Source organism: Belliella kenyensis, assembly GCF_022549675.1.
GTDB classification, from domain to species: Bacteria; Bacteroidota; Bacteroidia; order Cytophagales; family Cyclobacteriaceae; genus Belliella; species Belliella kenyensis.
Window position 1 is genome coordinate 164178 of sequence record NZ_JAKZGR010000006.1, and the last position, 13242, is coordinate 177419.

Here is a 13242-nt window from a genome sequence, read left to right on the forward strand (position 1 = left end):
TACAATCTAATTGATAAATTTTTAGTAACTCTGATTTGATGGAGCAACTTTGAGTAGCTTGACTTCCACATTGTTGACTAACAATGCTGCACCCAATGCGGTCCCCAAAGCAAAATTTGAGGTTTCGATAATGATGTTGGGCAACTTAATTCGAAGCATTTCTACAAATATTTCATTGGCATTGAATCCACCATCAATATAGAGCTTTTTTACTGGAAACTGATCGAGGACTAGTTTCAGAGATGCTACTTGCAAATCAGTAAGCTCATCTAGAAAGCAATAATACGCCGATTCAAAATTTTCAAATTGAGAGAAATCGTTTGATTTTGCCTGACTCAATCCAAAGACTTCGGGATTCAAGTATTGAAAATCGTATTTTTTGGTCTTGTTTTCATTCGAATCCTTAAGATACTTCGAATCAAATTTCAATGCTTTGTAATAACCTTTTTCCAGCTTGAAATGCTCATAAAGTTTTTCAATTTGGTACTTATGCTCTTCCCCTATAAAAAGCCTACTGATCTTGATGGGTTGTCCATGGATACCTATAAAGTGAAGACAATCTCTTTCTAGCTCTTCCAGGTTCAATGGAAGTGTATTGAAAGGATTGATACTGATCGCCCATGTGCCAGTGGAAAGCAAAGCAAATGGCTCATCATTTTTGATCAAATATGGAACTAGGGCAGATGATGAGTCATGTACACCCACACCAACGGACATGGATTGTTTTCTGAAAGAAATGGGGTAAGTCTCGGAAGTGCTTACTGCACGGGGCAAAAGCTTGATCAAATCTTCTTTTTCTAACCAATCATGATAGCTATCGTTCGCAAAATCCCACATTCCAGTATGGCAACCTATGCTGGTATAGTCTGAGACCATTTTTCCTGTAAATAGGTAACTCAAGTATTGGGGCAGATGTAAAGTATTGTGGATTTTCTTGAAGATCTCAGGTTTGGAATACTTTAACCAATAAAGTTGTAGTCCAGAGTTGACCATTCCGAGAGCAGGTGAGGAGGTTTCTATGCAAAACTGATTTTTCCCGCCGTATTTTGAATAAAATTTTTCTAAAAGTTCAATTGGATAGGATTTAGTATAATTATAAAGTGGTGTCACAGGGAACCCCTCTCGATCCAAGTGCACCAAAGATGCACCATAAGTGGTGAAGTTCAGTTTTCTGATATTAAATTCAGGCAGTTCCATGGCTGTAGCCAAGGTCTCTTTGATCCAAGCCGTGAGCTCCTTGATCGATTCACAGGGATCACCGTCCTCATCGGTCGTGTATTCAAGTCGATGATAGACTTTGTATACCTCTCTGAACTCACTATCAAAAAGGAAGAATTTCTTATTGGTTTTTCCAATATCAAATATGGCTGTTACAGGTATCATTACAGTCCGCTTGCTTTACTTGATGTGCCTCTTTCTTTGATCAATTGATTTCTAACACCAATTTGCCTGTAGGTATTCAGTGGAGCAATAGCTCCGCCAGAGCGTCTCGCAGCTTCTGCTACCAATGGTCTCAAGTCTGATCGATAAGCATCTTGGAGTATTTCTTGAGCTTTTGCTGTATCATGATTGCCTTGAGCTTCCTCTAGAGCCTTCTGATCGATGATCAAAGCTTGGGCATAAGCAAGCTTGATGGCTTCTACGGATTGTAACAAGTCTTCTAAGGGGTCTTTGATATTGTGACTTGCATCTATCATCCATGATAGTGGAGGATTATTGGTTTCAGAGAAGCCTTGTACCAATTCATGGAAAATCAAGAAAAGTTGATAGGGTTTGACACTACCGACTGTAAGATCGTCATCACCATATTTGGAGTCGTTGAAATGAAATCCACCCAGCTTCTCTTCTGTCATCAAAGTAGCCACTATCTGTTCAATATTGGTATTTGGAAGATGATGTCCAAGGTCCACGAGCGTATATGCCTTTGGCCCAAGTTTATTTGCCAGGAGAAATGAAGTTCCCCAATCTTGTATCACTGTACTGTAGAAGTTCGGCTCGTATGGCTTATATTCTACGAGAATTTTCCAATCTTCTGGAAGTGCTTCATAAATCTCGGATAGAGATTCATGGGTATTTTGTAGTGCTTTTCGGATACTGTGTTGTCCAGGGAAGCTGGATCCATCAGCTAGCCATACAGTCAAAGCTTTGGAACCAAGTTTTTCTCCTATACTGATTACTTCTTTATTGTGTGCTATAGCAAGTTCTCGAACAGCTTGATCAGTGTTTGCTAGTGAACCATATTTATAAGATTCTATTTGGCCGACTTGGTCTTGGAAGGTATTTGAATTGACAGCATCAAACTGAATACTCAAGCTCTTTGCAAGTTGTCTGATCGCTTCATAGTCTTGAGGTATATCCCATGGAATATGAAGTGAGACAGCATTGCTTGACTGATTCAGTGCGTGTATCAACCCGATGTCTTCGATCTTTTGGATGATATTAGAAGGCTCACCAGCTCCAGAAAATCTACCAAATCGTGTACCTCCAGCACCCAATGCCCATGAGGGTATTGCAATCTGTAGTTCTTGTAGTTTTTCGATGATAAGGTTAGTATCTACTCCTTTTTTGGCAAGTCTTTGGGACAAAAAGTCAAGAGATTCCAAGTGATCTTTTTCTAAAGTTTCATTGGCTTCTTCTATATGGCTAGCGGTTATTTTCATTTTTTGAAATGCTTTGATAAGTAAAAACCTTTCAGGTTTTAGGCTAAAGTAGTATCTAATTTAGGAAAAACCTGAAAGGAATTAAGGTGTTAATAGGTTTGTGCAAATTATCTTACAAAAGCTGCCGCTACTCCTCCATCTACATTGAGGATGTTGCCTGTACTTTTGGAAAGTACTCCACCTACAAAGGCAAATACTCCATTAGCGATATCCTCAGTGCTGATGATTTCGTTCATCAAAGTTCTTTTAGCATAGTGTGCTGGTAGTTCTTCTACCTTGATACCATAAGCTTTGGCTCTTCCTTCTGCCCATTTTCCTTCCCAAATCTTAGATCCTTCGATCACAGCATCAGGATTGACCACATTTACTCGAATCTTATCTGGACCAAGTTCAGCTGCAAGAAGTCTTGACATGTGAACTTGTGCTGCTTTGGCAGTACCATAGCCTACATTGTTTGGTCCAGAGACCAGTGCATTTTTAGAGGCAATGTTGATGATATCACCACCAAGTCCTTGTGCTCTCAATATTTTCACGCCTTCTTGACTTACTTTGAATTGACCTTTGACAAGTACATCATGAAGCAAATCCCAATCTGCCTCGGAGGTTTCGTTCAGCGGCTTGCTGATGGCAAGACCTGCGCAATTTACCACGATATCTACTCCACCGAATGCCAAGTTTGCAGCCTTGAATGCAGATACAATAGTCTCATTGTCTAGGACATTAAGTGTACTTTGGATCGCAGTGTCTTTTCCGAAGTCTTTGACAGCTTCTTCCAGTCTCCCTTGATCGATGTCAGTCAATATCACACAAGCACCTTCTTTTGCTAGTTTGTCTGCAATAGCTTTACCTATACCTCCAGCACTTCCAGTGATCAATGCCACCTTTCTAGACAAGGGTTGCTCTTTAGGCATTCTTTGAAGCTTAGCTTCTTCAAGTAGCCAATACTCTATGTCAAAAGCTTCTTGCAATGGTAAGGAAACATAAGATGATACTGCTTCCGCACCACGCATCACATTGATAGCGTTGATGTAGAATTCACTGGCTACACGAGATGTTTGCTTATTTTTGGCATAGGAGAAAAGTCCAACACCAGGCCATAGGATGATCACAGGATTGGGATCACGCATGGCAGGACTGTTTGACCTTTTGTGCTTTTCATAATAATCTTTGTATCCCTTTCTGTAGGTTTCGAATAGCTTACTGATGTGATCTTTGATAGCTTGAAGATCACTCAAATCTTGATCAGCTGGAATATCCAATACCAGGGGTGCAATTTTTGTCCTAAGAAAATGGTCTGGACAGGAAGTGCCTAATGGAGCCAATTTATCTAAGTCATTGGAATTGATAAATTGAAGCACTACTTCAGAATCATTGAATGTGCCGACCATTCTGTCATAGCTTGATGCTAAGCCTCTTAATAGCGGTGAGATGATCGCTGCCTGATCTTTTCTTTGTTCAGGAGAAAGGGAGTCGATTTTTTGCCCTCCAAACACAGGTCTGGTTTTGCCATAGTTATCTTCCAAATATTGAGAAGCTTTCTCTATGACTTCGAGGCTATTAATGTAGCATTCGTATGCAGTGTCTCCCCAGGTGAATAGACCATGTCCACCTAGCATAATACCTCTGATACCAGGATTTTCGTCCAGAGCTTTTTTCAGTTGTAGCCCAAGGTCAAATCCAGGCCTTTGCCAAGGAATCCAGGCAATCTGGCCATCAAAAAGCTCTTGAGTGATTTTTTCCCCATCTTTGGAAGCAGCTATTGCAATGGCTGCATCTGGATGAAGGTGATCGATATGCTTGAATGGTAAAAAAGCATGTAGCGGTGTGTCAATGGATGGAGCTTTGGAGTCCAAGTCATAGATACAATGATTGAAAAGTCCCACCATTTCATCTTCAAACTCAATTCCTTTATAGATACCTTCTAATGCACGTAATTTGTCAACATAAAGACCAGCAAGTCCTGATTTAGTCAAGGTTCCAATATCTCCACCAGAGCCTTTTACCCACATGACTTCTACCTCATTTCCTGAAAGAGGGTCTTTTTCATATGTTTTACAGCTGGTGTTCCCACCTCCATAGTTGGTGATCCTAAGATCAGCACCAAGTATATTTGATCGGTATATCAAAAGGGCTACTTCATCATCACCCAAAGAATTTGCTTTTTGTTCGTCCCAGAGAAATGAGACATGTTTAAATTGTTTTTCCAAAATAGCCATGGTAAACTAGGTTTAAGTTACAAGTGGAAATTTATCCTTATAAATGCGTTTTACTATCCTGTTCTGTACTGTAAAAGACGTGTATCTATGATAATGTTATGTTTAACATGTTGTCTTTAAATTACTTGCATTGTCTCGACTAAAAACAATACTTTCATAAAAATTACTTGAAGCTGAACAAGCATCTTTGGTTTTTCCTATTCGTATTCTAAGAAGCTACTATTTTAGTATTTGAACAAGTCATACTAGACTTAAATCAATCCATTGGGAAGTAGTGCCGTGTTGCTCAATGTTTCCTCTGCCGTATCCGTGTCCACCTTTTTCAAAAAGGTGGGGGTGACTGGTATATCATAAGCATTTAAAGCTTTGGCATAACGAATGGAGTTTTCTACTGGTACTACTTTATCATCCCAACTGTGAACCAGAAAAGCTGGGGGTGTATGCTGATCTACCTGTAATTCATTACTATGAAAAAACTCCCATTCAGCATCACTCATACAGATTCTTGTTCTTTTTTATTGAGCCACAAAGGAGCTGAAATAAACCAGACAACTGTTCCGATTAGCATCAGTGTTTTAGATGTAGAAGGATCGATTTGATTTGTGAATACCAAGAATGGAGGAACGATTGTGGTAATCAATCCAAGGATGGAAGTAATAATGATGAGTCGTTTCATAATTTGAATCAGTGGTTTAAGATGGGTTCTGATGTTAAGTTTACTTTTTGAGTTTTGAATACAATGGGTTTTTGAAACAACTTGCTAAAAATCAAATAAGCAATAACAGCCACAAACCATCCAGGCAAGCCCAAGAAGAAGATTTCAACATCAGCAAACAAATTGAGGACCAGGCAAAATCCTAAGGTGAGGATCCAAGTGAATGCAACAGCTGGATTCAGTTTTTTACCAGATTCAAGCGCATAATTTTTTACAAGTCCCCAACGTTCCATAAAATACACATCTATAAAGATAACAGCTCCTACAGGCATCAAGATCAAGCCATACAATGCTACAAATTCCAAGAGCCTCATGACCAATGCCGGGAAACAGGCCGCAATAGTTGTGAAGAGGCCAACGAAGAGTGTGACTTTCCAAGTTTTCCAATTTGGATTGATGGATTGGATAGCAAGCCCTGCTCGATATAGTGTAGGGTTGGCAGTAGTCCAGCCTGCGATCACGACACACACTGCACCAGCTATACCCGCTGCTTCATAGGCAATAGGGCCGGGAGCAAATGTCAAGCTATTGTTTGACTCCAAGAGAAATAGTGAGTAAAGAATACCAGATGCTATCCATGCTATATAATGACCCAGAAAGACCCCTGAGGCTGTTGAAAATCCTGCAGTCCATTTTTTTGCATACCTAAGGATAGACATGTCAGCCATGCCAATATGCATGGCCATATTGCAGAACCATGCGAAGAAAGTGATGTGCCAGAAAGTGAATTGACTTTGTCCCTCTAACGGCACACCTGTCCAGATTGTGTTTTTGGCTACAGGCCAAAAGTCTGCTAGAGAATTGATGCCTAGCCTAGGTAGTACACCTACAGCCGCGGCGATAAAGACCATAATCATCCATGGTGCAGCTATATTGGCAAACTTAGAAACTTGCTCAAAGCCAAACATGGCGACCACTGTAGTGATCGCACCGATAGCAAATACTGTCAATATCCATCCAAGTGAGTTGGGTAGGATATCAGTAAGCGTTGGCATTTCTAGGTTGAAAGGGATGCCTACAGCAGTGGCTGATACGGCAATCATCGCACCTGCGAGGAAACAAAATAACCCTGCATTCACCAAGTTGTAAATCAAAGTAAACTTTGATCCGGCAATTTTCTCAAGTTGATAATAAAGCGTGAGTCGTGTTTTGGCAGCAATTTTACCAGTAAAAAATGCCCAACTCAACACGGCCAATACATTACCGATAAGTAATCCTGTGACTAAGTCTATGGCAGACGCACCATGTGCTACGAAAAGTGGTCCAAGAACAAACTCGGTACCAGCGGTGTGTTCTCCGGCATAAGTACCTATGAATTTTTTCCAACTTTTAAGTTTGCTTTCTGGAATGGGTTGACGCTCATATTCATTGATAGCATTCAGTTTTGCTACCAGACTTGTGCTTTTATTCATGATGTATTTTGGGTTAAAAAGAAAGCACAAACTATCATGAATAACTCGGATAACTGTCCTGTACTTTACTGTGAATGATCAAATCGATCCCCGGTCGATGAAGTTGAACACATTTTTGACCACTTCATGTTTGTGTTTTTTGATCATGTAGGCGGCAGTTTCACCCATCACTTTGAAGTTGGTAGACATCACAGTGATGCCGAGAAGTTCCTTGAGTGGGGTGTCATTGTAAGAGATCACCCCAATGTCTTCTCCCATTTGGAACTTTTGATCTCTGATTTGTTTGATTAGGCTTACGAGATCATTTTCTTCTATGGTAATATATGCATCATTGACTTCTAGCTCCATTTCAGGATAGATAGTTGGTATGATTTCAAAATCAAAATTGTGGTTTGCACAGAATTTTTGAAATCCACACTTGATCTCTGAAGGGTAGGGGTAGAGCACTTTGTCAGGATAGACTAGTACAAGTTTGTCATATTTTTTCAACCTAGCGATTCCCTCTTTGAGAGCTTTATAAATATCGCCTTTGAAATCTTGATAGATAGAAGCTACATCCTCACCAAGTTCTGGAATCACATTATCCATGATGACGAGTTTTTCAGAAGGAATTCTTTGCAATGCTTCTGTGACTTGATCATTGATATTGAGGTGTCGGAGCTTGTCATCTTTGAAGTGAGGCATGACTACATAGAAATCGTACGCTCCCATGTTTTCTTCCAAGATGCTTAGCATAATCTTGGCATCACAGTGATAGAGATGAAGGTCTACTTTGGCAGTCGTACCGAGGCTTTCCAAAAAAGAATTGTAGATGCGCAGTTTGTAATTGCTCAGCTTATTGAGTAGAAATAATACTTTCAATTTTGATTGGGATACGTTTCGTGCAACATAGTAGCCTTTGCCTTTGACAGAGAGAATGATTTTCTGTTTCTTAAGTTGATTATAGGCTTTCTCTACCGTATCTCTGGATAGGTAAAATTTTTCACTGACTTCATTGATCGAAGGTATTTTTTCTCCCACAGTGAGGTAGCCTCTTTCGATATTTTCGATGAGGCATTGTACAAGTTGCTGGTACTTTGGAATTCTGGAATCGTTCTCGATTCGGATGATATTATCAAATGTGATCATGTTGGGTTTATTACTTGGTGTTGTGCAATCGATTGTAATTTATGTTAAAAAATCCTCAATAGAAAGAATTTGACCAATCGAAAGAGATGTTGTAGTGCTGTATTAGCTTATTAAATTCTAATGGAATTCAACAAGCAAAATTATGTTTTGATTAATACTGTTTTTAAATCGCTTGCCTAGCAATTTAGTAAATACATTGAGGTTTGACAGAGATTTTGACCTGTTTGACTGTCCTGTGCTTTCCTGTGTGAGTTTGAAGGAGTAAAATTGAATTTATTTCAAATACTCGCTAATCATTAACTTGCCCGAAAGTCCAGATGGCATGGTTTGCCAGTCAGAAGCATCAAAAGGCTTGTAATCAATATTTACGAAATTGATTTCATGGTAATTTCTCCAGCTAATCTTGTTTTTATCCAAGTACCTTATTCGGTTTGCCATGAGGTTTGCAACTTCAATTTTGATTTCATTATCACCCTCCTTAAGGAATTCGGTGATATCTAAAATATACGGAAGACTCCATACTTGCCCTGCATATTGCCCATTGAGCCAGACTTTGGCACTTTCATGGATTTTAGAAAAGTTGAGTTTATATACCTTCAATGAATCTACTTCAAAAGCAAAAGTGCCAGTATAGGTACCTTTTCCTGAATAGTCACCGGCCTCAGTATCTTCATGATCTGTCCAAGTAGTCAATTGCTCATGATGTTGATCTTTTGGCGTGCTAGGACCGCCATTGTTGTCAAAGGTGATTATCCAATCAGCTTTGAGTTCAGTAATGACACTTGGGCTGTCAAAATATGTCCAGAGAGGTAGATTTGCAGTCGGTTGGTTAGTAGTTCTTACTATCAGTGATTCTCCAGGTTCCAAGTGTAATTTTACGCTTAGGTAATTTCCTTTTGTTTTTGATTTTGCTTTTCCAATCTTACCATCGATTGGATTCATGATCACAGCGTCTTTGGCATTGGTCAAAAAATCAACAGATTGACTTACTGTCTTAGCACTATGGTTGACAAGGAAATAGTATTTATCCTCACCTATTTTTCTTTTGATAAATTTCAAGCCTGAGTTGCTGATTCCTTCAGGAAGTATTTCTTCAGCTGCGAGGGCAGGTGCAAAGCTTGGAGCTAAGATTAATTTACCTTTGCCCCAACGAACTTGGCTGTGCTTATCAAGTCCAGTTTTCTTCCATAAGCTAGCCAATCTCTCTCTGTTTTCTTGCACATCTTGATAGCCAGGGATATCATGAGGCTTAGCCTGAAAGATGACTTTGGCACCATTATGGGCTAATTCAAGTATGTGTTCTAAAGTGGCGATTGGCATGAAATCAACCTTAGGAATAAGAAGTGCTTTGGCAGAGTTTGAGTTGGGATGTGGCTTGATTTGGCCTTTTTCCACTTCAGCCGAGCCTATCATTTTGTCTGAAATAAAATCTACTGAGTACCCTGATTCGATTAGTTTCTTGGATTGCTTGTAAAATTCAGTAGGATGAAGCCATTCATCTACGTGGTGCACGGTGATCAGTTCCATTGTCCCTTTGGGATTAGCCCAAACATCATATATCGGCCAATAAACCAATAGCTCATTGTCTGCCTGTCCGGCTTGCAGCACTGACTGTGTTCTGGTGATGTACTTGTTGAATGCGGGAAGATGATCCCACAAGCTGTTGTGCTGTGTGAGGTTGAGGGACGCATAAAACATCCAACCAGGGAAAGGCACATCTTGAGGACTGTAAGTAATTCCATGGTAGAATACATGATTGACTCCTGCCAAAAATGTTTGGTCTAGCTCTGGTTTCATTTGAGAAAATGAAGACTTGAAGTGCTCACCGAGCCAAGTGAAAGTTTCGCACGATACCAGGTTTTTTCCTGTAAGATGAGCCGCAGATGAGGCGAATTTCAGCATGATGGGGTCAGGGTCTACATTGCGGACGTCTGCACTATCTCTGCGTAAGCCTGGAATGGGAAAAAAACTTGACCCGAATGTCTCACATTCTGGAATATCCACGGCACCGTAGATGTCAAGCAGATTTCCGGGTGATCCATGAGCCTGGTTTTTGGTTTTTTTGCCTTTTGATTTTGCCCATTCACTCCAGTTTTCTGTGAAATTTTCAATCAAAAGCTCACTTAAAGTTTCTCTATAGTCTGATTTGACTCTAACAGATGCATCATCGCCATTATCAGAAATCAACTCAGGGAGCATAAACTTCAAATCATATCCTCTTCTTTCTTCAAATTCATCTAAAAAGTCCGCTGTGAAATCAGCACCATAAACTTCAAAGCTGTCATTGTAAAAAGCCCTGATATCAGGATAGTTAAGATCAAAAGCTTTGTCAAATGATTCGAGGTAATTATTGACAGCTGTGCGGAAAAAATGATCTAAGGTAAAACCTTCACCCCCTGGTGCAGCTCTTTTCACTTTCTGACCTGTTTTGGCAAAATACATTGCCTGAACCTGTAGTAGGTCTGCTGGAATATTGCTTAACTTAAAGTCCTCAAGAAGGTCATAGATTTCCCTTCTCTCGCCATTTCTGAAGATACCAATCAAATGAATTAAGATGCCATCTGGTTCATTTTCGTTGCTTTTTTTTTGTTTGATCTCTAAGGTGTTTTGACCTTTTTCGATGATATAATCCTGAATGATCATTTTAGAAGCGGCATGTTCCATCTTGACTTGAGGACCGCCAAATGGCCAGCCTGTACCCAAAGTTAAGTCTATGCCCATGTCTAGGCGATGTGCTTTGGATACGGTGTGATTCAATGCTGCTATCCATGGCTTAGATAAAAAGTCCAAGTACCTATCTTCATATCCCTTTGCTCCGTATATCGGTGCTATCTCTAGACCACCGATTCCTACTCTTGCATATTCTTCTAATAAAAAATCTATATTTTGCTTATCCACAGCACTTCCCATCCACCACCACCTAGCCCATGGCTTGTGTTCTTTGCTGACTTCTGGCCATTGAGATGCTGGAATATTATACGATTCCAAATTTGATTCCAAGCCATATTGATCCGAGGAATCACACGCTAGAATCAATGTGATTGACAGGGACAAATGGAAGAATTTGAAGAGGTAAAGGTGATGGGGTTTCATTGTTAGTCGACTTGGGCTTTGATACATTTGTAAAGCAGCATAGCTTATTACAGTTCAAAAACCTTCTCCAAAGGAATCGATACTGGTGAATTGTCCTCGTTGGTATCCATGATGTCAGCCATATAAGACCACCATTTCTGCACGATTTCCTCCTGACCCAGCTCTTGAGAGCCATTTTCTCCTGTGACTTCTTGAATGGCAAATAGGGTAGAGGTCTCTCTATCTAGAAAAATACTGTAGGAAACTACCCCAGCATTTTTGAGTAATGATTTCAATTCTGGCCAGATTTCATCATGTCTTTTTTGATATTCTTGTTCAGCTCCAGGCTTAATTTTCATTCGGAATGCAATTTGTCTTGTCATAGGTCAAACTCATGTCTTTTTAAATGTCCCTCTTGTTTTTTGTACTTTGGCACTTGTAAAATTTCTCACTTCCCTCCTCAAATTTAAGTGACAAGGCCTTGGGGTTAAAGCAGCAAGGGTGACCTTATTAATCACCCTCTTGTCTTTTGACTCAAGCTTCTAAGAAAGTGTGTATTGAATTTACATGGTACTGAGTTCATTGTACTTGGTTCATTGTACTTTGTACTTAGTATTTACTCTCCTCCTTTGTATCTTAACTCTTGTATCTTGACTCTTGGCTCTTGTATCTAATTTCTAATCTCTAATCTCTCGCTTCTCTTCTCTACGCCTTTATTTTTACTGTTTTTAGATTCTACTCTCTATTTTTTTTCAAATTCCTCCTTCAATTTTTCCAACTCAGAACTTGATATTTTGAATACAGTTCCATGTCTAGTTCCTTTTGGAAAACTGATTTGGTCAGAAATATCTGTCCAGTTTTCCAAATCTGAGGACATGACAGCCCCCATACTTTTCTCTATGTACTTGTCAAAATATACGATCCATTGATCACCGATCTTAGCTACTGTAGGGCCTTCTGCCCAGTAGTCTCCTGTGATAGGTTGAGATGCTTTTCCATAGCCCGAGCTAAGCTTATTACTTTTCGTGATTCGGATATTTTTTTGGGCAGGCTCTCTGGTTTCATCTTTGACGAACATGATGTATTCTTTGCCTTCCTTGATGATGGTCCCATCGATCACATTGAATCCTGGCTCATAAAGCAATGCAGTTGGGCTGAAGTTTTCAAAGTCTTTGGTCGTGGTGTAATATTTTCTATGATTGTAGCCACTTTCTTCTTTGGATTGGGTTTCAGGGTACAATCCATCAATAGTTGTGGACCAAAAGATCATATAGATGTCATCTTTCTCGTCGTAAAAGATCTCCGGAGCCCAGGTGTTTCTTGCATCTTCTTCATGAGCCATCACGGGGATAGTTCGCTGCTCGCTCCAATTGATCAAGTCTGCAGAGGTGGCATAGCCGAGACTTTTTTCTGTCCAGCTGACTGTCCATACCATGTGATAGTTTCCATCTCCACCTTTTATGATACATGGGTCTCTCATGAGTTTATCTCCTCCCGCTGTAGGGGCGAGTAATGACTTCCCATCATTCAAAGTCTTCCAAGTCAAGCCGTTCATGCTATACGCCAAGTGCAAGCCATCTTCTCCATTGCCTATGAAGTATGAGAACATGTACACTTTAGGTTCTTCTGTTACTATGCGGGCACTACATAATATGATTATGGCGCAAATGCTAAGGCTGAATAATGATAGGTACTTCATTTCGGGGATTGTTTGAGGACATAAGGATAGGTCAATAATTTGAATTGGGCAAATTTGGTCTTTGAGAAAAGCTATTGCTACAGGATAGTACAGGGTGGGGTCTAAGTCAATTGGAACTAACCAGTAAAGCTATTGATGTCTTTACATCACAACAGTATGCCTATCCTTTGCTGCTTAGAACCCATTTTTGACATCATTAAATGAAATGAGTTGGATGCGAAATGATTTTTATAGAGCCTTTGACTTACAGTTGGGAAATTTTCTTTCGGGTAGGTACAGGATAGGATACTCCTGTCAAGAGACTAATTTCGATAAAAATATAATATGGATATACGGAACT

Annotated in this window: 10 protein-coding genes; all 10 read right to left on the reverse strand. The window is 39.9% G+C overall.

The window, feature by feature from the left end; genetic code table 11:
- Positions 1-21: 21 nt before the first annotated feature.
- Positions 22-1383, reverse strand: coding sequence for an FGGY-family carbohydrate kinase (locus MM214_RS08250; RefSeq protein ID WP_241294243.1), 1362 nt, complete (start codon positions 1381-1383; stop codon positions 22-24).
- Complete coding sequence (locus MM214_RS08255) at positions 1383-2660, reverse strand: TIM barrel protein (protein WP_241294245.1); 1278 nt, start codon at positions 2658-2660, stop codon at positions 1383-1385. Before MM214_RS08255 ends, MM214_RS08250 begins: the two co-directional genes overlap by 1 nt.
- A gap of 107 nt (positions 2661-2767) precedes the next feature.
- Positions 2768-4876 (reverse strand): bifunctional aldolase/short-chain dehydrogenase, encoded by a 2109-nt coding sequence (locus MM214_RS08260; RefSeq protein ID WP_241294247.1) that lies wholly within the window; start codon positions 4874-4876, stop codon positions 2768-2770.
- Positions 4877-5127: 251 nt separating this feature from the next.
- Complete coding sequence (locus MM214_RS08265) at positions 5128-5373, reverse strand: S9 family peptidase (RefSeq protein WP_241294249.1); 246 nt, start codon at positions 5371-5373, stop codon at positions 5128-5130.
- The gene (locus MM214_RS08270) at positions 5370-5552 is read right to left on the reverse strand and encodes a hypothetical protein (protein ID WP_241294251.1); all 183 of its coding nucleotides are present in this window, start codon (positions 5550-5552) and stop codon (positions 5370-5372) included. The genes MM214_RS08265 and MM214_RS08270 overlap by 4 nt, the downstream gene beginning before the upstream one ends.
- 8 nt (positions 5553-5560) lie before the next feature.
- Complete coding sequence (locus MM214_RS08275) at positions 5561-7003, reverse strand: purine-cytosine permease family protein (RefSeq protein WP_241294253.1); 1443 nt, start codon at positions 7001-7003, stop codon at positions 5561-5563.
- A 78-nt stretch (positions 7004-7081) separates the two neighbouring features.
- A complete protein-coding gene (locus MM214_RS08280; protein WP_241294255.1) occupies positions 7082-8131 on the reverse strand; it encodes a GntR family transcriptional regulator in 1050 nt (349 codons plus the stop codon).
- A gap of 273 nt (positions 8132-8404) precedes the next feature.
- Entirely contained in the window at positions 8405-11119 is a 2715-nt protein-coding gene (locus MM214_RS08285) for a glycosyl hydrolase (protein WP_241294257.1), read from the reverse strand.
- 152 nt (positions 11120-11271) lie between these two features.
- On the reverse strand, positions 11272-11586 hold the full coding sequence (rhaM, locus tag MM214_RS08290; RefSeq protein WP_241294259.1) for an L-rhamnose mutarotase: 315 nt from the start codon (positions 11584-11586) through the stop codon (positions 11272-11274).
- 359 nt (positions 11587-11945) lie between these two features.
- A complete protein-coding gene (locus MM214_RS08295; RefSeq protein WP_241294261.1) occupies positions 11946-12902 on the reverse strand; it encodes a glycoside hydrolase family 43 protein in 957 nt (318 codons plus the stop codon).
- Between the last annotated feature and the right edge of the window lie 340 nt (positions 12903-13242).

Coding starts and splice junctions, on each gene's coding strand:
- MM214_RS08250 (WP_241294243.1), bottom strand. CDS start 1,383: ATGATACCTGTAACAGCCATATTTGATATTGGAAAAACCAATAAGAAA.
- MM214_RS08255 (WP_241294245.1), bottom strand. CDS start 2,660: ATGAAAATAACCGCTAGCCATATAGAAGAAGCCAATGAAACTTTAGAA.
- MM214_RS08260 (WP_241294247.1), bottom strand. CDS start 4,876: ATGGCTATTTTGGAAAAACAATTTAAACATGTCTCATTTCTCTGGGAC.
- MM214_RS08265 (WP_241294249.1), bottom strand. CDS start 5,373: ATGAGTGATGCTGAATGGGAGTTTTTTCATAGTAATGAATTACAGGTA.
- MM214_RS08270 (WP_241294251.1), bottom strand. CDS start 5,552: ATGAAACGACTCATCATTATTACTTCCATCCTTGGATTGATTACCACA.
- MM214_RS08275 (WP_241294253.1), bottom strand. CDS start 7,003: ATGAATAAAAGCACAAGTCTGGTAGCAAAACTGAATGCTATCAATGAA.
- MM214_RS08280 (WP_241294255.1), bottom strand. CDS start 8,131: ATGATCACATTTGATAATATCATCCGAATCGAGAACGATTCCAGAATT.
- rhaM (WP_241294259.1), bottom strand. CDS start 11,586: ATGACAAGACAAATTGCATTCCGAATGAAAATTAAGCCTGGAGCTGAA.
- MM214_RS08295 (WP_241294261.1), bottom strand. CDS start 12,902: ATGAAGTACCTATCATTATTCAGCCTTAGCATTTGCGCCATAATCATA.